This is a genomic window from Streptomyces sp. NPDC059696, assembly GCF_042733745.1.
Taxonomy (GTDB): Bacteria; Actinomycetota; Actinomycetes; order Streptomycetales; family Streptomycetaceae; genus Streptomyces.
Genome location: NZ_JBHWFG010000027.1, coordinates 28,469 through 53,398, shown reverse-complemented (window position 1 = coordinate 53,398; position 24,930 = coordinate 28,469). Strand labels below are relative to the sequence as shown.

At 72.6% G+C, this 24,930-nt stretch carries 19 protein-coding genes; 6 read left to right on the top strand and 13 right to left on the bottom strand.

Annotated elements, in window-relative coordinates; translation table 11 throughout:
• Nucleotides 1-3: 3 nt before the first annotated feature.
• The 5 genes from ACFV20_RS26560 to ACFV20_RS26540 all read right to left on the bottom strand — a co-directional run bounded on the left by ACFV20_RS26560 (nucleotide 4) and on the right by ACFV20_RS26540 (nucleotide 5,620).
• Entirely contained in the window at nucleotides 4-1,062 is a 1,059-nt protein-coding gene (locus ACFV20_RS26560; protein WP_385660401.1) for an iron-siderophore ABC transporter substrate-binding protein, read from the bottom strand.
• Nucleotides 1,063-1,153: 91 nt separating this feature from the next.
• Entirely contained in the window at nucleotides 1,154-2,008 is an 855-nt protein-coding gene (locus ACFV20_RS26555; protein WP_385660398.1) for an ABC transporter ATP-binding protein, read from the bottom strand.
• A 39-nt stretch (nucleotides 2,009-2,047) separates the two neighbouring features.
• On the bottom strand, nucleotides 2,048-3,109 hold the full coding sequence (locus ACFV20_RS26550) for a FecCD family ABC transporter permease (protein ID WP_385660396.1): 1,062 nt from the start codon (nucleotides 3,107-3,109) through the stop codon (nucleotides 2,048-2,050).
• Nucleotides 3,106-4,167 (bottom strand): FecCD family ABC transporter permease, encoded by a 1,062-nt coding sequence (locus ACFV20_RS26545; protein ID WP_385660394.1) that lies wholly within the window; start codon nucleotides 4,165-4,167, stop codon nucleotides 3,106-3,108. Before ACFV20_RS26545 ends, ACFV20_RS26550 begins: the two co-directional genes overlap by 4 nt.
• Nucleotides 4,168-4,264: 97 nt before the next feature.
• Nucleotides 4,265-5,620: a lysine N(6)-hydroxylase/L-ornithine N(5)-oxygenase family protein gene (locus tag ACFV20_RS26540; protein ID WP_385660391.1), complete on the bottom strand. Its 1,356-nt coding sequence runs from the start codon at nucleotides 5,618-5,620 to the stop codon at nucleotides 4,265-4,267.
• Nucleotides 5,621-5,868: 248 nt separating this feature from the next.
• Here ACFV20_RS26540 and ACFV20_RS26535 point away from each other — a divergent pair, with 248 nt between their 5' ends.
• A complete protein-coding gene (locus tag ACFV20_RS26535) occupies nucleotides 5,869-6,816 on the top strand; it encodes a methionyl-tRNA formyltransferase (RefSeq protein ID WP_385660389.1) in 948 nt (315 codons plus the stop codon).
• A gap of 24 nt (nucleotides 6,817-6,840) precedes the next feature.
• On the opposite strand, the gene ACFV20_RS26530 is transcribed toward ACFV20_RS26535, so the two are convergent.
• The 4 genes from ACFV20_RS26530 to ACFV20_RS26515 form a co-directional block, all read right to left on the bottom strand.
• The gene (locus ACFV20_RS26530; protein WP_385660387.1) at nucleotides 6,841-7,542 is read right to left on the bottom strand and encodes a response regulator; all 702 of its coding nucleotides are present in this window, start codon (nucleotides 7,540-7,542) and stop codon (nucleotides 6,841-6,843) included.
• Nucleotides 7,539-9,167: an ATP-binding protein gene (locus ACFV20_RS26525; protein ID WP_385660384.1), complete on the bottom strand. Its 1,629-nt coding sequence runs from the start codon at nucleotides 9,165-9,167 to the stop codon at nucleotides 7,539-7,541. The genes ACFV20_RS26530 and ACFV20_RS26525 overlap by 4 nt, the downstream gene beginning before the upstream one ends.
• Before the next feature lie 264 nt (nucleotides 9,168-9,431).
• Entirely contained in the window at nucleotides 9,432-9,971 is a 540-nt protein-coding gene (locus ACFV20_RS26520) for a hypothetical protein (RefSeq protein ID WP_385660381.1), read from the bottom strand.
• A gap of 132 nt (nucleotides 9,972-10,103) precedes the next feature.
• Complete coding sequence (locus ACFV20_RS26515) at nucleotides 10,104-11,999, bottom strand: ABC transporter ATP-binding protein (RefSeq protein WP_385660524.1); 1,896 nt, start codon at nucleotides 11,997-11,999, stop codon at nucleotides 10,104-10,106.
• Between the two features lie 300 nt (nucleotides 12,000-12,299).
• Here ACFV20_RS26515 and ACFV20_RS26510 point away from each other — a divergent pair, with 300 nt between their 5' ends.
• Nucleotides 12,300-13,199 carry a YbhN family protein gene (locus tag ACFV20_RS26510; RefSeq protein WP_385660521.1) on the top strand — a complete coding sequence of 300 codons (900 nt, stop codon included), beginning with the start codon at nucleotides 12,300-12,302 and terminating at the stop codon, nucleotides 13,197-13,199.
• Nucleotides 13,200-13,510: 311 nt separating this feature from the next.
• Nucleotides 13,511-14,608 (top strand): mechanosensitive ion channel family protein, encoded by a 1,098-nt coding sequence (locus ACFV20_RS26505; protein WP_385660378.1) that lies wholly within the window; start codon nucleotides 13,511-13,513, stop codon nucleotides 14,606-14,608.
• 69 nt (nucleotides 14,609-14,677) lie between these two features.
• On the opposite strand, the gene ACFV20_RS26500 is transcribed toward ACFV20_RS26505, so the two are convergent.
• Nucleotides 14,678-16,222 (bottom strand): M1 family metallopeptidase, encoded by a 1,545-nt coding sequence (locus tag ACFV20_RS26500; RefSeq protein ID WP_385660376.1) that lies wholly within the window; start codon nucleotides 16,220-16,222, stop codon nucleotides 14,678-14,680.
• Nucleotides 16,223-16,409: 187 nt separating this feature from the next.
• On the opposite strand from ACFV20_RS26500, the gene ACFV20_RS26495 reads away from it, so the two are divergent.
• Nucleotides 16,410-18,629, top strand: coding sequence for an NADP-dependent isocitrate dehydrogenase (locus ACFV20_RS26495; RefSeq protein ID WP_385660374.1), 2,220 nt, complete (start codon nucleotides 16,410-16,412; stop codon nucleotides 18,627-18,629).
• A gap of 142 nt (nucleotides 18,630-18,771) precedes the next feature.
• Nucleotides 18,772-19,560 (top strand): N-formylglutamate amidohydrolase, encoded by a 789-nt coding sequence (locus ACFV20_RS26490; protein ID WP_385660371.1) that lies wholly within the window; start codon nucleotides 18,772-18,774, stop codon nucleotides 19,558-19,560.
• A gap of 36 nt (nucleotides 19,561-19,596) precedes the next feature.
• Here ACFV20_RS26490 and ACFV20_RS26485 read toward each other — a convergent pair whose 3' ends face one another.
• The 3 genes from ACFV20_RS26485 to ACFV20_RS26475 all read right to left on the bottom strand — a co-directional run bounded on the left by ACFV20_RS26485 (nucleotide 19,597) and on the right by ACFV20_RS26475 (nucleotide 22,168).
• Entirely contained in the window at nucleotides 19,597-20,076 is a 480-nt protein-coding gene (locus ACFV20_RS26485) for a hypothetical protein (RefSeq protein WP_385660518.1), read from the bottom strand.
• A 23-nt stretch (nucleotides 20,077-20,099) separates the two neighbouring features.
• Nucleotides 20,100-20,675 carry an RNA polymerase sigma factor gene (locus tag ACFV20_RS26480; RefSeq protein WP_234845394.1) on the bottom strand — a complete coding sequence of 192 codons (576 nt, stop codon included), beginning with the start codon at nucleotides 20,673-20,675 and terminating at the stop codon, nucleotides 20,100-20,102.
• A gap of 62 nt (nucleotides 20,676-20,737) precedes the next feature.
• Entirely contained in the window at nucleotides 20,738-22,168 is a 1,431-nt protein-coding gene (locus ACFV20_RS26475; protein ID WP_385660368.1) for a S8/S53 family peptidase, read from the bottom strand.
• A 170-nt stretch (nucleotides 22,169-22,338) separates the two neighbouring features.
• Between ACFV20_RS26475 and ACFV20_RS26470 the strand changes: the two genes are divergently transcribed.
• Complete coding sequence (locus ACFV20_RS26470) at nucleotides 22,339-24,906, top strand: CHAT domain-containing protein (protein WP_385660515.1); 2,568 nt, start codon at nucleotides 22,339-22,341, stop codon at nucleotides 24,904-24,906.
• Nucleotides 24,907-24,930: the final 24 nt, after the last annotated feature.

Sequence of the window (24,930 nt, the reverse complement as noted above, 5' to 3'; positions counted from 1 at the left end):
TCCCTACTCGACCGACTTGACGAGTTCGTCGATGGCGTAGGGCATGGACAGCAGCGTGCCCTGGGAGATGGCGGCGCCGACCGCCGGCCCCTCACTGTCCAGCAGGTAGGACACGTCGCCCTTCTGCACGGCGTCGAGGTTGGCGAACAGCTTGAACTTCTTGAGGGCCTCGGTGTCGGCCTTGTCGTTGATGACGAAGATGTGGTCGACGTCGACCAGGTCGACCCGCTCCGGCGAGAGCGTGGTGTAGAAGCCGCCGTCAGCGATCTTGTCGATCTCGGTCTGGTACGTGTAGCCGATGCCCGTGACGAGCCGGCCGCGCACGTCCGTGGAGGTGAAGGGCGCCACCGAGTCCTTGTACCAGGACAGGGCGACGGCGGTCTCCCTGGCGAGTTCGGGGTGCGCCTTCCTGGCCGCGTCCAGCTGCCCCTGGATGCCGTCGACCATCTTCCGGCCCTCCTCGGCCCGGCCGAGGGCCTTGGCGATGTGCAGGGCGTTGTCCTGCCAGGGGGCGCTGAAGGGCTCCTTCTCGCCCTTGGTGCGCGCCACCGTGGGGGCGATCCTGGAGAGCTTGTCGTAGGCGGCCTTGTCGATCTCGGAGTACACCGCGACGATCAGGTCGGGCCGGAGGGCGGCGATCTTCTCGTAATGGGGGCCGGAGTCGCCGTTCTTCATGACGACCTCGGGCCTGGTGTCGCCCCACTTGTCTTTCACCCAGGGCCACTGGGTGTTGATGTCGGGGCTCCTGCCCGGCGGGTTCGGGTACTGGTCGACCATGCCGACGGGCTTGATGCCGAAGGCCAGGACGGTCTGGTCGTCGGTGTAGCCCACGGAGACGACCCGCTGCGGTGCCTTCTCGACGGTGGTGGATCCGAAGGCGTGCTCCACGGTGACCGGGAAGTCGCCGGCGGTCGCGGCCCGCGTGTTCCCGCCCTCGCCGTCCGCCGTGTCCGCCGGGCCGGAACCGCATCCCGCGAGGAGACCGACCCCGAGGGCGGCCGCGGACAGGGCCGCCGCCAGCCGACGCCACGGCTTCCCGGGCGTCGTTCGATTCAGGAGCATCCACATCCCCTTGCTGTCGCGCCGGTTCGCTGCGCCCGTGCCTGAGGGCAGCCACACCTTACCGCGCCCTGGTGAGGCTAGCCTAGCCTTACTAATCCTTCCGCTCCGGGATGTGGACCGGCCGTACGTGAGTCCGCCCGATCGGCACGACCAGCGGCCGGTCGCCGACCGGGTCGTCGATCACCCGGGCACGCAGCCCGAAGGCCTCGTGCAGCAGTTCGGCGGTGACGACGTCACGCGGATGCCCCTGCGCCAAAATCGAGCCGTCCCGCATCACCACCAGGTTGTCGCTGTAGCGGGCGGCCAGGTTGAGGTCGTGCAGCACCATCACGACGGTGCAGCCCGACTCGTGCAGGTCGTCCACCAGATCCAGGACGTCGAGGGCGTGCGCCAGGTCCAGGTAGGTCGTCGGCTCGTCCAGCAGCAGCAGATCGGTGCCCTGAGCCAGCGTCATCGAGATCCAGACGCGCTGGCGCTGCCCGCCGGACAGCGCGTCGACCGGGCGGTCGGCCAGGTCGGAGACCCCGGTCATGGCCAGGGCGCGTTCCACCACGTCGGCGTCGTCGGACGACCACTGCCGCAGCCAGCTCTGGTGCGGATGGCGGCCCCGGGCGACCAGGTCCGCCACCGTCAGCCCTTCCGGGGCGAGAGGTGTCTGCGGCAGCAGGCCGAGCTTCTGCGCCACGTCACGGGTCTTGAGCCCGCCGATGTCCTCGCCGTCCAGGACGACCGTCCCGCGCGCCGGCTTGAGCAGCCTCGACAGCGTCCTCAGCAGGGTCGATTTGCCACAGCCGTTGGGGCCGATGATCGTGGTGATCACACCGGGCGGTATCGCCACGTCGAGCTCGTCGATGACGACCCGGCCGCCGTAGCCGACCGTGACGCCTCGGGCTGCCAGCCGCGAAGCGCCCCCGACCGCGGCCTCGGTGACGGACTGTGCGACCACGGGTCCCCCCTTGTTCGGATCCACCTGACTCCGGTCCCTCTAGCGCAGGTTCGCCCGCACCAGCAGATACACGAGAAACGGTCCGCCGATCGCGGCGGTGACCACCCCGACCGGGAGCGAGACCGGCAGCGCCGTACGCGCGACGAGGTCCGAGCCGGTCAGCAGCAGGGCACCCGTCAGGCCCGAGGCCGCCAGCGGCGGCGTGGGGCAGCGGGTCAGACGCATCGCCAGCTGTGGCGCCACCAGCGCGACGAACGGGACCGGCCCCGCCGCGCTCACCGCCACACCGGCCAGCAGGACCGCGCACAGCAGCAGCGTCGCCCGCACCCTCGCGTACCGGACGCCGAGGCCCGCTGCGACGTCGTCGCCGAAGTGCATCGGCCTGAACTGGAAGGCGACGCAGGAGACGACGAGCAACAGGGCGAGTCCGCACCACAGGGCCGTCCGGACCTCGCCCCACGAGCGGTCCGCCAGCGAGCCGACCAGCCACGCCTGGGCCCGGGCCACGTCCCGGATGTCCGCGGTGACCAGCAGCCAGGTCGTGATCGCTTCCATCACGGCGCTCACCGAGATGCCGATGAGGATGAGCCGGAAGCCGTCCACCCCGCGCCGCCACGCCAGGAAGTACACCAGCAGGCCGGTGCCCAGCCCGCCCGCGAGCGCCGCGGCCGACAGGCCCACCGAGTCGGCGATCGCCGAGGCGGTCCCGCCCGTGACCGTCACCAGGAACACCGCGACGGCCGCGGCACCCGAGGTGACCCCCAGGACGTCCGGGGCGGCCAGCGGGTTGCGCGCGACGGACTGCGTGAGCGCCCCGGACACCCCGAGCGCGACACCCACGACGACGCCGGCCAGAGCGCGCGGCATCCGCAGGTCCATGATGACGAACGCGTCGACCTGTTCGCCCCGCCCGAAGAGTGTGGCGACGACCCGCGGGAGGCCGATCGGGAACTCCCCGACGCCGATCGACACGCAGAACACGAGGAAGGTCGCCGCCGCGAGCAGCAGCGTGACGCACAGGGGCCAGGGCCGCCACACGAACGACATCCGGCCGAGCCGCACGCCCGGCGGCAGGGACGCCCTCACCTCGGTCACGTTCATGCTTTCCTGAACTTTCCGCGCCGGACGAGCACCGCGAAGAAGGGGGCGCCGAGCAGCGCCACGAGGACACCGGCGTCCAGTTCGCCCGGCCGCACCACCAGCCGGCCGGCCATGTCGCACAGCAGCAGCACGACGGCCCCGAGCAGCCCGGCGTACGGCACCAGCCAGCGGTAGTCCGGACCGGTCAGGTACCGGGCCACGTGGGCGACCATCAGACCGAGGAAGGCGACGGGACCGCACGCGGCCGTCGCGGCCCCCGCCAGCAGGGTGACGGCGGTGATGCCGACGGTCCGGCTCAGCGCGATGTTCACGCCCAGCCCCCTGGCCACGTCGTCCCCCAGGTTGAGCAGGTTGAGCGAGGGCAGTGTGCTCACGGCCAGCACCAGCCCGGCGCCGATGAACACCGTCACCGGCCCGATGACGTCGAACCCGACACCGGCGAGGGAGCCCGCGTTCCAGAACCGCAGGGCGTTCAGCGCGGCCTGGTCCGACAGCGCGACGGCGGTGGTCATCGCCGCGAGGAACACCGTGACGCCCTGGCCGGCCAGGGCCAGCGTCAGCGGGTTGCCCGCCCCGCGTCCGATGCTCGCCAGCCCGAACACCACGACACCGGCGACGGCGGCCCCGGCGAACGCGAACCAGACGTACTGGAACGGATCGCCGAGCCCGAACACGGAGATCGCCACCACGACCGCGAACGAGGCGCCGGCGTTCACGCCCAGCAGTCCGGTGTCGGCGATCGGGTTGCGCGTGAACCCCTGGATCAGCGCCCCGCCGGCCCCGAGGGCGAGACCCGCGACGATCCCGAGGACCGTGCGGGGCACCCGTACCGTCTCGACGATGAGTCTGATCTCCGTGAGCCGCCGGTCGGGATCGGGGGCGTCGAACAGCCCGTGCCACACCTCGGCGGGGCTCAGCGCCCGTGCGCCGACGGCCAGCGAGAGCGCGGCGGCGATCACGAGGGACGTCACCAGGGCGGCCAGTCCCACGGCCCGTCGCCGGTGGACCGGGGCCGAGCCCCTGGCCGAAGGGCGCTCCACTGCGGCAGTCGTGCCCATGTCGACGTACGGTCTCCCTTGCGCGGTGGGCGGGTTGACGAGTCGGCTCCTGCGACGCCCGAAGGGGCGCGGGGAACCGGACGACCGGCGCGGAGCGCTAACGGGTGGCGCTGCCCGTGCCGTCGGCGAGGGTGTGCCCGCGGTCCGCGGCGGGCCCGGCTCCGCGGCCGAGGAGGGAGTCCAGGATCTCGCCCACCCGGACGGCGGTGTTGGACAGCAGCGACGAAGTGATGCCGTGCGTGTGCTCCGTGCCGCCCTGGAGGTAGATGCCGCAGCGCAGGGCGGGATCGGTCGCGATGCGCCAGTCCCGCTCGACGCGGACGCGGCCCTCGTCGTCGCGCAGACAGCGGTCGGCGACCTCACCGAGCAGGCCGGTGGGGTCGACGGGGCTGTAGCCGGTGGCGAGGACCACGACGTCCGCGTCCAGGTCGGTCTCCTCGCCGGTGACGAGGGAGGCCACCGAGGCACGGACGCTCGTCGGAGTCTCCTTGACGGCGGTGAGCCGGGACACGTTGAGGAACCGCAGCCGCTCGGTGCCCAGCACCTTCTCCTGGTACGACTGCCGGTAGAGGTCGTCGATCAGGTCGATGTCCACCACGGAGTAGTTGGTGTTGCCGTGGTAGTCCATCAGCCGGCGCTTGACGTCCGCGGGCGCGGCGAAGTACTCGTCGACGGCCTGCGGGTCGAAGATCCGGTTGGCGAAACCGCTGTCGTCGGCGGGGCTGTAGCCGTAGCGGGAGAAGACCGCGCAGACCTCGGCCCCGGGAAAGCGCCGGTGCAGGTAGGCGACGTTCTCGGCGGCGCTCTGCCCGGCGCCCACGACGACGAACCGGGTGGGCGAGGTGCCCTCCAACCGGTCGACGTTCGCGAGCAGTTCGGAGTTGTGCCAGACGCGTTCGCCGCGCTCCACGCCCTCGGGCAGAAGGGGGCGCAGACCGGTGCCGATGACGAGGTTGCGGGCCCGGTGGATCTCGAGGCCGCCGCCCGACCGGACGGTCACCTCCACGTGCTCCACGACGCCGTCCCGGGTCACGGGCGCGACCCCGACGACCTCGTGACCGTAGGAGACCATGTCGTCGACCTGGGCCGCGGCCCACTCGAAGTAGTCGTGGAACTCCACGCGCAGCGGGAACAGGTTCTTGTGGTTGATGAAGTCGATCAGCCGGCCCTTGCTCTGCAGGTAGCAGAGGAAGCTGTACTCGCTGGCCGGGTTGCGCAGCGTCACCAGGTCCTTGAGGAAGGAGACCTGCATGGTGGCGTCGTCGATGAGCATGCCGCGGTGCCAGCCGAAGCGGGGCTGCTGCTCGAAGAAGTGAGCGGTGACGGCCTCCTGCCTGCCGGCGCGGGCGTTGTGCTCGCGGAGCGCGATCGCCATGGCCACATTGGACGGCCCGAAGCCGATACCGATCAGGTCGTGGACCGGCGATGCGTCATCAGGAAGAACCTGCGACATGTCACTCCCATCGTGCGGGGCAGCCGCGCGTGTCAGCTGTGGGGAAGGGGAGGCGGGCGTGCCGACGACGCGACACGCCAACGAACTTAGGTGAGCCTAAGCTAAACCGATGGAGGTGTCGACAGGGCAAAACGGACACGCCCCGAGGGGCGATCTCGTCAACTGATCCATTCCATAAGGCCGTTGCGCACTAAGGTAAGGCTTGCTTTACTTGCGTCGGCCACCACCGCGCTCTGAGGAGGAACCCCATGCGGGTCGTCATGTTCGGTTACCAGACCTGGGGGCATCGCACCCTGCAAGCCCTCCTGGAGTCCGAGCACGACGTGGTGCTGGTGGTGACCCACCCCCGGAGCGAGCACGCCTACGAGAAGATCTGGAGCGACTCGGTCGCCGACCTCGCCGAGGAGCACGGTGTCCCGGTGCTGATCCGCAACCGCCCGGACGACGACGAGCTGTTCGAGCGCCTCCGGGACGCCGACCCGGACATCATCGTGGCCAACAACTGGCGCACCTGGATCCCCCCGCGCATCTTCGGCCTGCCCCGCCACGGCACGCTGAACGTGCACGACTCGCTGCTGCCGAAGTACGCCGGGTTCTCCCCGCTGATCTGGGCGCTCATCAACGGCGAGCCGGAAGTCGGCGTCACGGCGCACATGATGAACGACGAGCTCGACGCCGGCGACATCGTCCGGCAGGAGGCGGTGCCGGTCGGCCCCACGGACACCGCGACCGACCTCTTCCACAAGACCGTCGACCTCATCGCCCCCGTCACCATCGGCGCGCTCCGGCTGATCGCCTCAGGACGGACCGAGTTCACGCGGCAGGACCGCTCGCAGGCGTCCTTCTTCCACAAGCGCGCCGACGAGGACAGCCGCATCGACTGGAGCTGGCCGGCCGAGGACCTGGAGCGCCTGGTGCGCGCCCAGTCCGAGCCGTACCCGAGCGCCTACACCTTCCACCGGGGCAAGCGGCTGGAGGTCCTGGCCTCGCGCGTCTCCGAGGGCCGCTACGGCGGCACCCCCGGCCGGATCTTCTACCGCGAGGGCGAGGGCGTGGTGATCGTCGCCGGCGCCGACGCCCGTACGGGACGCAACCGCGGCCTTGCCCTGACCCGCGTACGCACCGAGGACGGCCGGGAGCTTCCCGCGGCCGAGTACTTCACCTCCATGGGCGGCTACCTCACCACCCACGCCTGATCGTGTGCCCGGGCCCGTGACGGCTCAGGCCCGCCAGGCGTAACGGCGTTCGGGCCGGCCGGCGGCGCCGTAGCGCAGGGACACCTCCGCGCTGCCGATGCCGTGGAAGTACTCCAGGTAGCGGCGGGCGCTCACCCGGGACACGCCGGTGGCGGCGGCGCACTCGGTGGCGGACAGGGTGCCCTCCGCCGCGCGCAGGGCCCGCTCGACGAGCTCGGCGGTCTCCACGCTCATGCCCTTGGGCAGGGTGGGGGCCGGTGCCGGGCCGAACGCGCCGGCCAGGACGCGGTCCACGTCCGCCTGGCCGCGGACCACCGTCGTGAGCAGCCTGCCCCGCTGCACCGCGTAGCGCTCCAGGCGCAGCCGCAGATCCTCGAAGTCGAAGGGTTTCAGGAGGTAGTCGGCCACGCCCCGGCGGACGGCCCCGCGCACCGTCCCGGCCTCCGTCGCCGCGCTGATGACCATGACGTCGCAGTCGTGCCCCGCGGTGCGCAGCCGCGGTATGACGTCGAGCCCGAAGAGGTCGGGGAGGTACAGGTCCAGCAGGACGAGGTCGGGGCGCAGCGCGTCGACCGCCTCGATGGCCTGTCCGCCCGTGTGGGCCGTGCCGACGACCCGGAACGGCTCGACGCGTTCGACGTACGCGCGGTGGACCCGGGCCACCATGAAGTCGTCGTCGACCACGAGGACGTCGATCGCGTCCGCCTTGTCGCCCGTCCCGGTCATGGGGCTGCTCCTTCCGCCACCGTGCCCGTGAGGTGGCCGACCGTCATCCGCGCGGTGAACACCGCCCCTTCAGGGGTGTTGGACACCGAGATCTCTCCCCCGTGCCGTTCACAGACCAGCTTGGTCAGGGCCAGTCCGATGCCGCGCTCGCCCTCCCGGGCGGCCTTGGTGGTGAAACCGTGGGAGAAGACCTCGCGGGCCAGCTCCGGAGCCACGCCCGGCCCCGAGTCACGGACCACGATCTCCACGCTGGAGGCGTCCTGCCGCAGCGCCACCTCCACCCAGGCGTCGTGGCGCGCGGCGGCGGCGTCGACGGCGTTGTCCACGAGGTTGCCGACCACGGTCGCCACATCGGCGGCGTCCTCGGGGGTCAGCCGCTCCAGCGCGGTGTCGTCCGAGATCCGCAGGCTGACCTTCCGTTCCGCGGCGAGGGAGGCCTTCGCCGTCAGCAGCGCGGCGACCGCGGTGTCCCGGACACGGCGGCTGAGGGACACGTCGAGGGACTGGCGGTGCCGGCTCAGGGCGCGGATGTAGGCCACGACTTCGTCCTGCTCCCCGATCTGGATCAGCCCGGAGATGGTGTGCAGCTGGTTGGCGAACTCGTGCGCCTGTGCGCGCAGCAGCTCCGAGGAACTGCGGAAGGAGCCGATCTCCCGTTCCAGCCGGGCGAGTTCGGTACGGTCGCGCAGGGTGGTGACCGAGCCGAGGGCCCGCCCGTCCTTGGTGACGGTCATCCGGTTCATCACCAGGACCCTGCCGTGGCGTACGACGACCTCGTCGCGCTCGCCGGCGGCGGTGCCGGCCAGCACGTCGCGCAGCCGCCCGTCGATGCCGAGCCCCTCCAGGCTCTGGCCGACGCAGTCCTCGGGCAGGTCGAGCAGGCGGCGGCCCATGGCGTTGACCAGGGTGAGCCGGTGCTGCGGGTCCAGGGCGATCACGCCCTCGGCGATCCCGTAGAGCATTGCCTCCCGGTGCTCGGCGAGCCCGGCGATCTCGCGCGGCTCCAGCCCCAGGGTCTGCCGCTTCACCCGCCGCGCGAGCAGCCAGGAGCCGGCCACACCGAGTCCGCTGGCGATGCCCAGATAGGCGAGCAGGTAGGAGGAGGCGCCGCTGAGCCGCTGCCACACCGTCGGATCGGCCTCACCGATCATCACCGTGCCGAGGATCTCGCCCAGGTTCTCCTCACTCGCCCCGAGGACCGGCACCTGCGCGGCCAGTTCGCGGTCGCCGTCCAGCGTGAACTGCCCGGACCAGCCACGCCCGCGGGCCGTGCCCGGTCCCAGCCGCAGTCGCTCCCCGACGACCGTGGGGTTCGTGGAACTGACGATGCGTCCCTCCACGTCGGCCACCGTCACCGAGGTCACCCCCGACTGCGCCTGGGTGGCGAGCACCAGCGGGGCGAGCGCCTCCCCCGGCGCGGGGCGCACCAGCTGGCTGCGCACCAGGGGGTTGGCGGCCAGTTGCTCGGCGAGCGCGCCCACCCGGCGTCCTTCGACGCGATTGAAGGTGGCCTGGGACTGGGCGAGGGAGACCGCGGCGACGGCCAGCAGCACCACCACGACGATGGCGAGCTGCAGCACCAGCATCTCGCCCGCGAGCGAGTGGCGACGAAAGGTGGCGACCACGACGAACTCAATCTGCGATGCCGCCGCGGCGGGGGCGGCTCATGTGCCGAGCCGCACCATCATGACGCCCACCAGCCGAAATCGAAAGAGACCACCCACCGCCCACCCGACTCGGGCCCAGAAGCCCCATGGCCTCCCGCCCGGCTCGGGGCCCAAGGCCCTATGGCTCCCCGCCCGGCTCAGGGCCCAAGGCCCCATGGCCTCCCCCGCCCGACTCGGGCCCCGAAGCCCTACGGCTCCCCGCCCGGCTCGGGCCCCGAGGCCCTACGGCTTCCCGCGCTGCTCGGGGCCGTTGCCCCGTGACTCTCCGCCCTGCTCGGGCCCGATGCCGCGCAGCTCCCTGATCGTGCCGCCGAGCTTCGCGCGGAAGGACTCCAGCAGCGCCGGTTTCACGCTGACCACCCAGCGTGTGCCGACGAGGTACGTGCCTCCGTAGACGCGCGCCTCCTCCAGCCAGGTCTCCTTGAGCTTCTCCTTCGGGAAGGTGGTGATGAGGTAGTCGGCCTTCTCGGTGTGGCACAGGCCCTGGCGCAGCTCGTCGGCGTCGATGCGGATCTCCGCCTTGCAGCCGGTCAGCCCGGCGATCACCTCCACCTTGGCCGGTGCGACGACTCCGGCGGCCGGGGCCGCGGTCACGCTCGGTGCCGCCTTGCCGCCGTCGGTGCCCTTGCCGTCGCCACCGCCGCCACACGCCGTGACGAGGGGGAGGACGGCCAGGGCGCCGGCCGCCGCGAGGGCGCGCGGCCGGCGGGCACGGGGCGGGGTGCGGCGGGTGGGTCGTGCGGGCGGTTGATGCTGGGACACGTCGCCTCTCCGGGTGCGGTGCTCGTCGACTGGCCGACCTGCCTCGCCCCGCGGGTCGACGGCATCGCTCCCGGGAGTCCTTCGGCAGGTGCTCGACAGGAGTACGCACAGGTCCGGGCGGGCGTTCACGCCTCAGGCGGCGTCCTCCACCGCCTCGCCCCGCGTGGCGGCGGCCGGTTCCGCGAACTGGGTGCGGTACAGCTCCGCGTACCGCCGCCCCGCCGCCAGGAGTTCCTCGTGCGTACCCCGTTCGACGATCCGGCCGGCCTCGACGACCAGGATCTGGTCGGCCGCGCGGACGGTGGAGAGGCGGTGGGCGATCACGACGGCCGTGCGGCCCTCGAGTGCTTCGGTGAGGGCCTCCTGGACGGCGGCCTCGGAGGTGTTGTCGAGGTGGGCGGTGGCCTCGTCGAGGATGACGACGCGCTGGCGGGCCAGCAGGAGCCGGGCGATGGTCATGCGCTGGCGTTCACCGCCGGACAGGCGGTAGCCGCGCTCGCCGACCACGGTGTCCAGACCGTCGGGCAGGGACCGTACGAGGTCGTCGAGGCGGGCCCGGCGCAGGGCGTCCCACAGGTCGCTCTCGGTCGCCTCGGGACGGGCCAGGAGCAGGTTGGCGCGGACGGTGTCGTGGAAGAGGTGGCCGTCCTGGGTGACCATGCCCAGGGTCTGCCGCAGCGACCGGGCCGTGAGGTCGCGGACGTCGACGCCGCCGATGCGCACCGCCCCCTCGTCGGTGTCGTACAGACGCGGCATCAGTTGCGCGATGGTCGACTTGCCCGCGCCGGAGGAGCCGACGAGCGCCACGGTCTGACCGGGTTCGGCGCGGAAGGACAGGCCGTGCAGCACCTCGTCGCCGCCTCGGCCGTCCAGGGACGCGACCTCCTCCAGGGAGGCGAGGGAGACCTTGTCGGCCGCGGGGTAGCCGAAGCGTACGTCGTCGAACTCGACCGCGACGGGCCCGTCGGGCACCGCACGGGCGTCCGCCTTCTCCTCGATGAGGGGCTTGAGGTCGAGCACTTCGAAGACCCGCTCGAAACTGACCAGGGCGCTCATCACCTCCACACGCGCCCCCGCGAGCGCCGTCAGCGGCGCGTAGAGCCGGGTCAGGAGCAGCGCGAGCGACACGACCGCGCCGGGTTCCAGGGCGCCGCGCAGGGCGAACCAGCCGCCGAGGCCGTAGACCAGGGCCAGGGCGAGGGCCGAGACCAGGGTGAGCGCGGTGATGAAGGCCGCCTGGGCGGTCGCCGTGCGGATGCCGATGTCCGCGACGCGGCGGGCCCGTTCGGCGAACTCGCGCGACTCCTCCTCCGGCCGTCCGAACAGTTTGACGAGCGTGGCACCGGGGGCGGAGAAGCGCTCGGTCATGCGGGTGCCCATCGCGGCGTTCAGCGTGGCCGCCTCCCGCTGCATCCGGGCCATGCGGCGGCCCATGCGGCGGGCCGGGATCACGAACACCGGCAGCAGCACCAGCGCCAGCAGGGTGATCTGCCAGGACAGCGTGAGCATCACCGCGAGGGTGAGCAGCAGCGTGACGAGGTTGCTGACCACTCCGGAGAGGGTGTTGCTGAACGCGCGCTGCGCGCCGATGACGTCGTTGTTGAGCCGGGAGACGAGAGCGCCCGTACGAGTGCGTGTGAAGAACGCGACCGGCATGCGCTGCACATGGTCGAAGACGGCGGTCCGCAGATCGAGGATCAGATGCTCCCCGAGCGTCGCCGACAGTCTCCGGCCCAGGATGCCCAGGGCCGCCTCCGCCACCGCGATCAGCGCGATGAGCAGGGCGAGACGTACGACCCTGTCCTCGTCCCCGCGGGACACGATCGTGTCCACGACCCACCCGGCCAGGACGGGTGTCGCCACGGCCAGCAGGGCGGTGCCCACGCCCAGCAGGACGAAGAGGGCGATGCGGCGCCGGTGCGGGCGGGCGAAGGCCCCGATGCGGCGCAGGGTCGCCAACGCGAAGGGGCGGCGCTCCTGTTCGGCGTTGATCACGCTGTGCAGCTGTGTCCACGCTGTGGTCTCCATGCTCATGAGGACGACCGTAGGACCTCAAGCAATATTGAGGTCAAGGAAGCTCGCACATTGCCCCGACATCCCGCACAATCAGCCCGATCCCCCTCTTCCCCGCCCCTTCGCACAAAGGCCCCGATGACGCTCCCCACCCAGCCGCTTCCGGCGCGCAATCCCCAGTCCCCGCTCCCGCAACCCGCAGTTGGCACGGCCTGGACAGCCTCGGGAGACGTGACAGCGGTACAACTCCCCGAACTTGGCCCGGGACGACTCCCCCGTCGCGTCCCGGCCCGCCGTCTGCGGCAGATCCTGTGCCTGCTCCCGCTCCTGCTCGTCACCGTGGTCGCGGTGCGGCACCGTTCGGTGCTGGCCGACGGTTTCGCGCACCTGGGCACCGCCGAGTGGCCCTGGCTGCTGGCGGCGGTCGGCGCGACCTGCCTGACCTGGGTCGCCGCCGCCTGCACCCGACAGGGTGCGGTCGTCGAGCGGCTGCCCCGACGGCGGCTGCTGGCCACGCAGTTCGCGGCCGGCGCGGCCAACCACCTGCTGCCGACCGGGCTGGGTGCGAGCGCGGTCAACCTGCGGTTCATGACGGTGTGCGGGCTGCCGCTCGCCCGTTCCTCGGCGGCTCTCGGCCTGTACCTGCTCGCCGAGAGCGCCGGCCGGGTGCTGCTGCTGGGCGCCCTGCTCGTCGCCTTCCCCGACGCGCTGCGCCTCGGCACGCTGGTGCCGGAGACGGCGTTCGGCCCGCTGCTGGCCGGTGTCGCGGTGGTGCTGGTGATCGCCGCGACGGTGCTCGCCCTCGTACGGCGGTTGCGTTCGGCCCTGGTGTCCTTCCTGCGGACGGCGCTCGGCGAGGCGCGCGCGGTGCACACCCGGCCCGCCCGGGTCCTCGCGCTGTGGGGCGGCTCCTTCGCCTTCCCGGCGTTGCAGGCGTCCGTCCTGGTGCTGGTGGGGCGGGCGCTGGGGCTCGACGTCCCGGCCGCGCACATGGCGGTGGCCTACCTGGCGGCGACGGTCGCCGTCGCGCTGGTGCCCACGCCGGGCGGCATCGGCTCGGTCGAGGCGGCGCTGGTGGTGGCGCTGGTCGCGGCGGGCGGCCCGGCGGCGGTCGCCACCGCGGTGGTGCTGGCGTTCCGGGTCATCACCGTCTGGCTGCCGCTGGCGCCGGGCGCGTTGACGCTGGCGGCACTGGTCCGGCTGAAGGTGATCTGACCCGGCAAGCGCGCGGACTCCGTGCACGCGGAAGGAACTTCGGCCTGCCGCAGCGGTGCATCCGTCCGGGTGGGACGACCACCGCCGCCCGCTCCCGCCCCCGTGTGCACCAACTCACCCTCGTCCGCCCCCGTCTCCGGTACGGAACCCCGTGCGGGATACGGCAGGATGAACGATCGTGCCGACCGCAGGTCAGGGTGGTCGGGCACCTTCTGACATCCCGGAAGACGAGCAGGTGACGACGTGATGACACTTCACATCCGGCCGCAGGCGGCGGCGTTCGCCGCGGTTCCCCGCCCCGGAGGTGACCGGTGAACCGGGCACTGACCGTGGACGATCTGCTGTTCGCCGGCATCGCCCTCGGCTCGGGCCTGCTGGCGGCGTTCGCGCTGCGCGTCCTGCTGCGCTGGCTGGGCCGGCACGCCGACCGCACCCGCTGGAGCGGCGACGACGTGATCGTGCACGCGCTGCGGGCCGTGGTGCCCTGGGCGGCGGTCGTGGGCGGCGTGGCGGGCGCGGCGGCGGTGCTGCCGCTGACCCGGGCGGTGCAGCACACCACCAACCAGGTGCTCACGGTTCTGCTGATCTTCGTGGCGACCGTGTCGGTGGCCCGGGTCGTGACAGGGCTGGTGCGTACGGTCACCCAGTCCCGCTCCGGGGTCGCCGGATCGGCCACGATCTTCGTCAACATCACCCGGATCCTGGTCCTGGCGATCGGCTTCCTGGTGGTCCTGCAGACCCTGGGCATCTCGATAGCGCCGCTGCTCACCGCCCTCGGCGTCGGCGGTCTGGCGGTCGCGCTGGCGCTTCAGGACACCCTCGCCAATCTCTTCGCGGGCATCCACATCCTCGCCTCCAAGACCGTCCAGCCCGGTGACTACATCAAGCTCAGCAGCGGCGAGGAGGGCTACGTCGAGGACATCAACTGGCGGCAGACGACGATCCGCAACCTGTCCAACAACCTCATCGTGCTCCCCAACGGTCAGCTCGCGCAGGCGAACATGACCAACTTCATGCGCCCCGAGGAGCAGCTCACCGTCCTGGTCCAGGTCGGAGTGGCCTACGACAGCGATCTCGACCACGTGGAGCGGGTGACCAACGAGGTCATCGCCGAGACGATGACCGAGGTCGAGGGCGCCGTGCCGGACCACGAGCCCATCATCAGGTTCCACACCTTCGGCGACTCCCGCATCGGTTTCACCGTCATCCTGGGCGTGGGCGAGTTCAGCGACCAGTACCGGATCAAGCACGAGTTCATCAAGCGTCTGCACAAGCGCTACCGCGCGGAGGGCATCCGCATCCCCGCCCCGGCGCGCACGGTCGCGCTCCAGCAGGGCGGCGTCGTCATCCCGCAGCAGCGCACGGGCGAGATCGAGCCGGGCGGCCTGAGCTCCGCCCGGCTCGACTGAGGCACGCCGGCGCGGGCCCGGGGGTGCCCCGGCCGGGGCACGAGGGCTCGGCCGGGGCACCCCTTTCCGCTACAGCGTCGCGGAGTTCTCGTGGTGGCGGCTGTCCCTCCGGTCGCGCGGTGACGCGAGGGACGACTTCACGGGCGTCACCGTCCAGTCCGGGTGCCCCGGCATCCGCGGCGTCTTCGTGCCGTACAGCCAGTCCCGCAGGAAGCCGGTGAGGTCCTGCCCCGAGACCTCCGAGGCGAGGGCGATGTAGTCCTCGGTGGAGGCGGTGGAGTCGCGGTACCGCTCCAGGAACGTGCGCTCCAGGGCCGTGAAGGCCGCCTCGCCGACCTGCTGCCGCAGCGCGTACAGCACGAGCACGCCGCCCAGGTAGCGCTGGCTGTCGAACAGGTTGGCCGCGTTGGGCGCCGCCACCGGGCCGGAGTCGCGACGCCACTGGTCGCCCTGGGCGTAGGTGTGCTTCATGCGCGCTTCCAGCGTGGTCAGGCCGAGCGAATCGGCCCAGCCGCGCTCGTAGCGGTACAGCAGTCCGTAGAAGTCGGCGTGGCCCTCGTTCAGCCACAGGTCGGCCCAGGTCGCGGGGCTGACGCTGTTGCCGAAGTAGGAGTGGACCAGCTCGTGCATCATGTGCGAGCCGATCTTGCTCTCCTCCTGGAGGAGGTAGTTCGGCTTGTAGAGCGTGAGGGTCTGGGTCTCCAGGCCGGTGAAGTCGAAGGCGTCGGGGGCGTCGTTGTTGCAGGGCAGCAGGCCGTACGTCTCGAAGGGGTACGCGCCGAGCCGCTGCTCGACCCACGCCACCAGGCCCGGGGTGAGCGCCAGGGCCGGTTCCAGGGCGGTGGCCCGGGCCACGGGGACGACGTCGCGCAGCGGCAGGCCGTGCGGGCCCTGCCGGTCCTTGATCACGTAGTCGCCGACGGTGATCTGCACCACCTCGGTGGCGATCGGCGAGCGCGAGCGGTACGTGTACGCGGTCAGGCCGCCGGGCAGCTGCTCGGTGCACACCGGTGTGCCGCTCGCGACGCCCCGCAGCCCCTCGGGCACGGTGATCCGGACGGTGAAGTCGGCCTTGTCGGAGGGGTGGTCGTTGCAGGGGAAGACGGTGTGCGCCAGGTCCGGCTGGCAGCACACCGCGAAGCCGTCCGGGGTGGCCACCCAGCCGCCGGCGGGCGGCGGGGTGCGGCGCGGGTCGGCGCCGTAGGCCACCACGACCTTGACCCGGGCCTTCGCCGCGAGCGGGTGGGCGGGGGTGATCCGCAGCTTCTCGGCCACCTGCTCGAAGGCGGCGGTGCGGCCGCCGACCCGGACGGAGCGTATGTCCAGGCCGCGCGCGTCCAGGGAGAAGCGGCTCAGGGCCTGGGTGGTGCGGAGAGTCAGGGTGGCGGTGGCCTCGACGAGTTTGGTCGTGGCGTCGTAGGCGATGTCGAGGTGGTAGGCCGAGACGCGGTATCCGCCGTTGCCGAGGGCGGGGTAGACGGAGTCACCGAGGGTCTCGGCGCCGGGGGTGGCGCCGGTCCCGGGCGCGGCCTGGGCGGGGATCCCCGTGGTGAGCGCCGCCGCGGTGCCGATCAGGGCGGCCGCGGGGGCCGTCACTCTGGTGCGATATCTCATGGTCCGCTTTCGCTCGGACGGCCGGGTGGTCAGGTCCGGCCGTGGCTTGGAGTGAGTGATCTCTCTCCCAGACACGGCAGCGGGGCGATCGGTTGCACGAAACCGGTCGCGGACCCCTGTCGAGACGAGGTCGGCCACGAGATATCTTGATGTCGAGCAATGTTGCAGACGTGGAGCGGAGCACCCGGTGACTGACTCGACCATCATCTATACGCACACTGACGAGGCCCCCGCCCTGGCGACGTATTCCTTCCTGCCGGTGGTCCGGGCGTACGCATCGCAGGCGGGTGTCCCGGTGGAGACCCGCGACATCTCGCTGGCCGGACGCATCATCGCCGTGTTCCCGGAGTACCTGACCGAGGACCAGCGCATCCCGGACGCCCTCGCGGAGCTCGGCGAGCTGGCCAAGACGCCCGCCGCCAACATCATCAAGCTGCCGAACATCTCGGCGTCCATCCCGCAGCTCAAGGCCGCCGTCGCCGAGCTGCAGGGCCAGGGCTACGCGCTGCCGGACTACCCGGACGACCCGAAGACCGACGAGGAGCGCGAGATCCGCGCCCGCTACGACAAGGTCAAGGGCTCCGCCGTGAACCCGGTCCTGCGCGAGGGCAACTCCGACCGGCGCGCCCCCGCCTCGGTCAAGAACTACGCCAAGTCCCACCCGCACCGCATGGGCGCCTGGACCCCCGAGTCCAAGACCAACGTGGCGACCATGGGCCAGAACGACTTCCGCTCCACCGAGAAGTCGGTCGTGATCGCCGAGGACGGCGCGCTGCGCATCGAGCTCGTCGGCGACGACGGCACGACCACCGTGCTGCGCGAGTCCGTACCGGTGCTCGCCGGTGAGGTCGTCGACGCCTCCGTGATGCGCGTCGCCGCGCTGCGCGAGTTCCTGACCGCGCAGGTCGCCCGCGCCAAGGCCGAGGGCGTGCTGTTCTCGGTGCACCTGAAGGCGACGATGATGAAGGTCTCCGACCCGATCGTCTTCGGCCACGTGGTGCGCGCCTTCTTCCCGAAGACGTTCGCGCAGTACGGCGACAAGCTCGCCGCGGCCGGCCTCACCCCGAACGACGGTCTGGGCGGCATCTGGAAGGGTCTGGACGCCCTGCCGGAGGGTGCCGAGATCAAGGCCTCCTTCGACGCCGAGCTCGCCGAGGGCCCGGAGCTGGCGATGGTCGACTCCGACAAGGGCATCACCAACCTGCACGTGCCCTCCGACGTCATCATCGACGCCTCCATGCCGGCCATGATCCGCACCTCCGGCCACATGTGGGGCCCGGACGGGCAGGAGCACGACGCCCTCGCGGTCATCCCGGACTCCTCCTACGCGGGCGTCTACCAGGCCGTGATCGAGGACTGCCGGGCCAACGGCGCCTTCGACCCGTCCGTCATGGGCACCGTGCCGAACGTGGGTCTGATGGCGCAGAAGGCCGAGGAGTACGGCAGCCACGACAAGACGTTCGAGATCCCGGTCACGGGCACCGTCCGCCTGGTCGACGCCGACGGCACCGCCCTGGTCGAGCAGGCCGTCTCGGCCGGTGACATCTTCCGCGCCTGCCAGACCAAGGACGCGCCGATCAAGGACTGGGTGAAGCTGGCCGTCACCCGCGCCCGCGCCACCGGCGACCCGGCCGTGTTCTGGCTGGACGAGACCCGCGCGCACGACGCCAACCTGATCGCCAAGGTCAACACCTACCTCGCCGAGCACGACACCGAGGGCCTGGACATCCGGATCCTCAATCCGGTCGAGGCGACCAAGCTGTCGGTGGAGCGCATCCGCCGCGGCGAGAACACGATCTCGGTCACCGGCAACGTCCTGCGCGACTACCTGACCGACCTGTTCCCGATCCTGGAGCTGGGCACCAGCGCCAAGATGCTGTCGGTCGTCCCGCTGATGGCGGGCGGCGGCCTGTTCGAGACGGGTGCCGGCGGTTCCGCGCCGAAGCACGTGCAGCAGCTGGTCAAGGAGAACTACCTGCGCTGGGACTCCCTGGGTGAGTTCTTCGCCCTGGTGCCGTCCCTGGAGCAGTACGCCAAGGTGACGGGCAACGCCCGCGCCCAGGTGCTGGCCGACACCCTCGACCGCGCCACGGCGACCTTCCTCAACGAGGACAAGTCCCCGACCCGTCGGGTCGGCGGCATCGACAACCGCGGCAGCCACTTCTACCTGTCCCTGTACTGGGCGCAGGAGCTGGCCGGGCAGACCGACGACGCGGACCTGGCGAAGGCCTTCGCCCCGCTGGCCGAGACGCTCGCCGCGAACGAGCAGAAGATCGTCGACGAGCTGATCGGCGCCCAGGGCAAGCCCGTCGACATCGGCGGCTACTACCAGCCCGACCCGGCCAAGGCCGCGGAGGTCATGCGCCCGTCCACCACGTGGAACGAGACGCTGGCGTCCCTGAGCTGACGCCCCGGGCCGCATCGGTCCTCCGACTCCGCCCCGGCCGGCAGCGCACCGGCCGGGGCGGAGCCGTGTCCGCCCTCCCCGGCCTCGTCGGGGACCTCGATCCCTGCCGAACACCATCGGACCCACGTCCCGGAGCCGCCTCGTGACCGACGCCCCGCCGCCCTTCGAGCTCCTGCCCGGGACCGGGCGGTCCCCGGTGATCCTCCATGTACCGCACTCCGCGCGGGAGATACCCGACGCCGTGCGGGAGCGGATCGTGCTCGGTGACGAGGAACTGGAGCGGGAGCTCGACCACATCACCGACGCGCACACGGCAAAGATCGCCGCGACGGCGGCCGGACTGGCCGGCGTCACACCGTGGCGCTTCGTCAACCGGCTGTCGCGGCTGGTCGTCGATCCGGAACGGTTCCCGGACGAGCGGGAGGAGATGCTGGCCGTCGGGATGGGGGCGGTCTACACGCGGGCCTCGCACGGCGGGGCGCTGCGGCCCGCCGGCTTCGATGCCGGGCCGCTCGTCGCGCGGTACTTCGAGCCGTACGCGCGGGCGATGACGCGGGCCGTGGCGGACCGGCTGGACGTCACCGGGAGGGCTGTGATCATCGACGTGCACTCCTACCCGAGCCGGAGGCTGCCCTACGAGCTGCACGGGGAGGGGCCCCGCCCGGCGGTCTGTCTCGGCACCGACTCCTTCCACACGCCTCCCGCACTGCTGGACGCGGCCCGGGAGGCGTTCGGGGAGACGGAACTCGACACCCCGTTCAGCGGGACCTACGTCCCCCTGGAGTTCCACGGGAGGCGGCCCGAGGTGAGCGCGCTCATGGTGGAGATCCGCCGGGACACCTACATGACCGAACCGGGCGGCCCCGCCGGGCCCGGGCTGGAGCGGCTCGGCAGGGCACTGGCCTCACTGGTGGACGCCGTGTCCCGCTGAACCGCCCGACGGTGATCCGTGCCCACCGCCCCGCGATCAGGCCCGCAGCCACTCCGTGACCACCACGTCCCCTCCGGTCCGCAGACGCAGGGCGAACGGGCCGGACGGCGGTGCGTCGGTGCTGAAGCGGCCCAGGTCGTCGGCCGTGAGCGGGGAGCCGGGCCGCGGCCCGCCGAGCACCTCGATCCGGGCCGGCTGCGGCGGCAGCACCTGTCCCATCAGCCCCCGCTCGGTCACCTCGACGTCCACCGTCACCTCACCCGCCCGGAACGTCAGCATCCGGGGCACGTCGGCGACCCCCCTGACCGGGAGGGCGTCGACCAGGGAATCGAAGGTCAGCTCGGCCACGCGCGCGTCCAGGTCGTGCAGCGCGTAGGCGTCGACCGCGATCTGCTGGAGCACCGCGGGAACGGGGTCGAGGACGGAGGCGGCCCGCCGCAGTTCCTCCTCCAGCAGATCGTCGTCGAACTCCCGGTCGTCGAAGTCCTCCTCGCCGAACAGGTCGTCGTCGTCCATGCCGCCCAGGCCGTTCCTGCCGCTCACATCGCCCCCCGTGCCTCGAGCCGGGCCCGCAGACGCCGCAGGCAGCGCTGGCGCAGCGGCCCGATGCTGCCCACCGCGATCCCCAGCGCGGCGGACACGTCGTGGTAGCTGGGCGGCGGCGTGGCCATCAGCACCCGCAGCAACTGCCTGCACCGCTCGCCCAGTTCCTCGAACTCCTGCCACAGCCGCCGGACGCGTTCGCTCTGCGCGGCGGCCTCCTCGGAGTCGAGCAGCGACTGTTCCGGCGTGCCGTCCTCACTGACCCGGTCCAGCATCCGCGGATCGTCCGTGAGGGTCAGCCGCTGCGCACTGCGGATGACCTTCAGGCACTCGTGGCGCGCGGTGCTCGCCAGCCACGCGCCCGCCTTGCCGGGCTCGCGGATCCGCCCGAGGTGCTGGGCGAAGCGGAACCAGGCCGTCTGGTACACCTCGTGGGCGTCGGCGTCGGAGAGCCGGTGCGCCCGGACGACGGACCACACCAGGGGGCTCAGCCCCTCCACGAGCGCTTTCCAGGCCGCCGCGTCGCCGTCGGCGGCCGCCTGGACGAGCGCGCCGGCATCAGTACGGTCCACGGCAGCCCCACCCCTCGAGTACGGCACGTCATCGTACGCCGTGCGGGGGGCGGTTTCGGCCGTCACAGCCGGGGGCCGAGCGCCATGACGGGCACCGGGCGCCAGGTGGGCGGACGCAGCGCCGGGACGTGGGCACCGCGTACTTCCGCGAACTCCGCCTTCGTGTGCAGGAGCTGCCGCCGGGCCGCGCGCGGGTCGGCCTCCTTGTGCGCCGTCATGTGCGCGGCGACCAGGCCGGCGGTCACCGGGGTGGCGAAGGAGGTGCCGCTCCACTGCGCGTACCCCTCGAACATCACCTGGTCCGGCTTGGCGGCGACGCCCTCGTCGCTCAGCACGCCGCTGTGCCGGGGGTGGCTGCACGTGCAGCCGTAGGAGAAGCCGTAGCGGCAGGCGTCGTACGTGGAGTGCTGGTAGACGTAGGGGACCGGGGAGTCGAAGCCGGTGAGGGCGCTGGTGAGGCGCTCCCCCGGGGCGTAGACCTTCACCCAGGGGCCGTGGTTGGTGAAGCAGGCGCCGAACTCGCCGTCGCTGCGCAGGGCGCCGACCGACAGCACGGAGTCCTCCCAGCCGGGCAGGCCGGCGTAGGCGGCGGGCCAGAACGGTGTGGCGCTCGCGTTGTTGCCGGCGGCGGCGACCAGCAGGGTGCGCTGCTCGCGCAGCTCCCGCATGAAGTTCTCGACGCCCAGCAGGCCGTCGGTGCGGCCGTTGGCGGTGCCGGCGGAGAGGCTGAGGACGTCGGGCCAGCCGCCCGCGTCAACGGCCTCGAAGAGCCTCTCGCCGAACTCCGACTCCAGGACGGCGCCCGCGTCGTTGAGGGTGCCGCGCACGGTGATCTCGGTGTTGGGCGCCACGGCCGCCACGAGCCCGGCGATGAACGTGCCGTGCCCGACGTACTGCCGGAGGACCCCCTGCTCGTCGCACTCCCGCTCCTGGGCGTCGCCGCCGGTGTGGGCCAGCAGACCGCACGAGCGGTAGTCGTGCGTGAGGCCGGTGTCGACGACGAGGACCGCGACGGCGGTGTCCGGGTCGTGGGGCGTGTCGGCGGCGGCCGGGTTGGGGGGGTCGCTGAGCGGTACGGGGACGGGTTCGTCGCCGGGGCAGGCGTTGACGGCGATGTGCACCACGTGGTTGCGGGCGGCCATCCGGTGCCCGGCCCGGGACTCGTGCTCGCGTACCGAGCGCAGGGCGTGGGCGACGGCACGGTCGGCGCCCCGGCCGCCCTCGCCGGGGTCGCCGACCCGGATGCGGGTGATGCCGCTGCGGTTGGTCCGCGGGCCCGCGCGCCGGACCTGCTCCTGGTCGAGGTCGGGTGCCGCCGTGAAGTGCGCCCGTACCGTGTCCTCGACGACGCGGGCCTCCTCGCCGTCGCGGACGAGGACCACGCCCTTCTCGTACATGAACTCCGCCGAGTCGTCGGGGCCCATCGCCAGGGGTACGTCCGGCATCGAACGCTGGATGTGGTCGAACTGCTCGTGGAATCGCTGAGGTGCCATGGCGGGTCCTCCCGTTGGTGCGACGGCGTCGTCCGGTGGCGCTGAGCGGTCGTCAACAAGAGCCGCCGGGCCGTCCCTTGATACAGCTCCGGGCCTGTGGGGCGTGCCGCGGGACCACTACCATCCGAGGAGTGACAGCGGGAAGCGACTCGGTGACCGAACTGCTGCCGATGGTGTTCGCCGACCCGGGCGAGGCTCTCGCGAGGGCCCGGGCGCTGCTCGCCGCCGGCCCCTCCCCGCTGGACGCCTCCGTCGCCCACCAGGTGATCGGCATCTGGCAGCGGGACTTCGGTGATCTGCGGCTCGCGCTGCACCATCTTCGGCGGGCCCGGGCTTGCGCGGCGCGCGCCGACTCGGCCGACCGGGAGGCGGACGTGCTGGCCACGCTGGGCGTGGCACTGGTGCACGCGGGCCGCACCCGGGACGGCCTGGCCGCGTTCGAGCGGGGGGTGGCACGGGGCGGCGGGCACACCAGGGCGCGGGTGCTGTACCGGCGGGCCTACGTGTGGTGGGTGCTGGGCCGGCATCGCGAGGCGCTGGAGGACGTACGCCGGGCGGTGCCCGTGCTGCGGCAGGCGGACGACGTGATCTGGACGGCGCGGGCGCTGACCCTGCGGGCCACCGTGCATCTGGCGCTGGGTTCGGTGGAGCGGGCGGAGGCGGACTTCACCGCGGCCGAGGCACTGTGGGACACCACCGGCCAGGAACACGACAAGGCCGACGCGGTGGAGAGCCGGGGCCTGGCCGCGTTCCGGTCGGGGGACGTACCGGCGGCGCTGCGGCTGCTGGACGAGGCGGAGGAGCGGTACGCCCGGCTCGGCACGCCGACGTTCATGCTGGACATCCGGCGCTGCGAGGTGCTGATGGCGGCCGGTCTGGCGCCGGAGGCGCTGGCCGAGGCGGACGCGGCGACGGGGAGGCTGGACGGGATGGGCGGGCAGTCCACCCGCAAGGCGGAGTCGCTGCTGGCCGCGGCGCGGGCCGCCCGGCTCGCGGGCGATCCGCACACGGCGATCGCCCGCGCGGCCCTCGCGGTGCGGCTGTTCGCCGGGCAACGGCGCACCTGGTGGGAGACGCACGCCCGGCTGGTGCTGACCGAGGCGCGGCACGCGGCCGGGCGCGGCTCGGGGCGGCTGGTCGCCGACGCGGCCGCGGTGGCCGGGAAGCTCGCGTCCTTCGGTTCCCCGGCCGCGCCGGAGGCGTCGCTGCTCGCCGGCCGGATCGCGCTGGACCTGGGCTGGACCGCCGACGCGGAGCGGCACCTGGCCGTGGCGGCGCGCAGCCGGCGCAGCGGTCCGCCGCTGGCGCGGTTGACGGGCTGGGCGGCGCAGGCGCTGCGGGCACGGGCGGCAGGGTCGTCCCGGGGTGTGCTGGAGGCGTGCCGGCGGGGTCTGGACGTGCTGGACGACCACCGGATGACCCTGGGCGCCTCGGAACTCAGGGCCCGTGCCACCGAACAGGGCGCGGAACTGGCCGCGTCGGCGCAGCGGGTCAGTCTGGTCTCCGGCGGGCCGCGGCGGCTGCTGGTGTGGAGCGAGCGCTGGCGGGCCACCGTGCTGTCCGCACCGCCGACCCGGCCGCCCGCCGACCCGGAGCTGCTCAGCGGCATGACGGCCTTCCGGGAGATCGCCTCGCGTGCGGAGGCGGCCCGGATGGAGGGCCGGCCGGTCGTCGCGCTGGAGCGCGAACAGCGGCGCCTGGAGCGGGAGATCCGCTCCCGGACGCTGCACATGCGGGGCGAGGCGCCCGGGATCGGTGACCGGTTCGACGTCGGCCGGCTGCTGGAACGGCTGGGCGACGAGGTGCTGCTGGTGGAGCTGGCCGTCGTCGACGGGCGGGTGCAGGTGCTGTTGTGCGGGCGGGGGCGGGTGCGCCGGTTCGAGGCCGGGCTGCTCACCGAGGCGGAGATCGAGGCGGAGCATGTGCAGGCGGGCCTGCGGCGGCTGGCCCACCCCGGGGCCGAGGCCCGGCTCGCGGTGGTGGAGGCGGCGGGGCGGCGGCTGGAGGAGCTGCTGCTCGGGTCGGCCGCGGGGCAGCTGGGCAGCGGTCCGGTGGTGATCGTGCCGCCGGGGCGGCTGCACCGGGTGCCGTGGGCGCTGCTGCCGTCGCTGCGGGAGCGGGTGCTCAGCGTGTCGCCGTCGGCGGGCAGCTGGCTGCGGGCCCGGGAGACCACGCCGCCGCCGGACGGCCGTCAGGTGCTGGTGCGCGGCCCGGGCCTGGCGACGGGCGGTGCCGAGGTGCCCGAACTGGCCGGCCGCTACGGCGGTGCGACGGTCTTGGAGGAGGACAGGGCGCGGGTGCCCCGGGTGCTGGAGGAGCTGGACGGGGCGGCGCTGGCGCACATCGCGGCGCACGGCACGTTCCGTGCGGACAGTCCGCTGTTCTCGTCCCTGCGGATGGCGGACGGGCCGATCGTCGTGCACGACTTCGAGCGGCTGGACCGCAGTCCGTACCGGATCATCCTGTCCTGCTGCGACACCGCCCGGCTCGCCTCCGTCGGCGCCGACGAACTGCTGGGCCTGGTCACGGCGTTGCTGCCGCTGGGCACGGCCGGGGTGGTGGCGTGCAGCGCGCCCGTGAACGACGCCGCGGTGGTGCCGCTGATGCTGGCGCTGCACAAGGGCCTGGAGGCCGGTCTGTCCCTGGCGGAGGCGCTGCGCGACGCCCGGGCCGCGCTGCCGGGCGACGCGCTGCACCAGGCCACCGGCTGGGCGTTCGCCGCTTTCGGGGCGGCCTGACCCGTCCCCTGTGCGGGTCAGGCC

Excerpts from the sequence above, each read along its gene's own strand:
- ACFV20_RS26560 (WP_385660401.1), bottom strand. The coding sequence starts at position 1,062 with ATGCTCCTGAATCGAACGACGCCCGGGAAGCCGTGGCGTCGGCTGGCG.
- ACFV20_RS26550 (WP_385660396.1), bottom strand. The coding sequence starts at position 3,109 with ATGAACGTGACCGAGGTGAGGGCGTCCCTGCCGCCGGGCGTGCGGCTC.
- ACFV20_RS26545 (WP_385660394.1), bottom strand. The coding sequence starts at position 4,167 with ATGGGCACGACTGCCGCAGTGGAGCGCCCTTCGGCCAGGGGCTCGGCC.
- ACFV20_RS26540 (WP_385660391.1), bottom strand. The coding sequence starts at position 5,620 with ATGTCGCAGGTTCTTCCTGATGACGCATCGCCGGTCCACGACCTGATC.
- ACFV20_RS26535 (WP_385660389.1), top strand. The coding sequence starts at position 5,869 with ATGCGGGTCGTCATGTTCGGTTACCAGACCTGGGGGCATCGCACCCTG.
- ACFV20_RS26530 (WP_385660387.1), bottom strand. The coding sequence starts at position 7,542 with ATGACCGGGACGGGCGACAAGGCGGACGCGATCGACGTCCTCGTGGTC.
- ACFV20_RS26515 (WP_385660524.1), bottom strand. The coding sequence starts at position 11,999 with ATGGAGACCACAGCGTGGACACAGCTGCACAGCGTGATCAACGCCGAA.
- ACFV20_RS26500 (WP_385660376.1), bottom strand. The coding sequence starts at position 16,222 with ATGAGATATCGCACCAGAGTGACGGCCCCCGCGGCCGCCCTGATCGGC.
- ACFV20_RS26485 (WP_385660518.1), bottom strand. The coding sequence starts at position 20,076 with ATGGACGACGACGACCTGTTCGGCGAGGAGGACTTCGACGACCGGGAG.
- ACFV20_RS26475 (WP_385660368.1), bottom strand. The coding sequence starts at position 22,168 with ATGGCACCTCAGCGATTCCACGAGCAGTTCGACCACATCCAGCGTTCG.
- ACFV20_RS26470 (WP_385660515.1), top strand. The coding sequence starts at position 22,339 with ATGGTGTTCGCCGACCCGGGCGAGGCTCTCGCGAGGGCCCGGGCGCTG.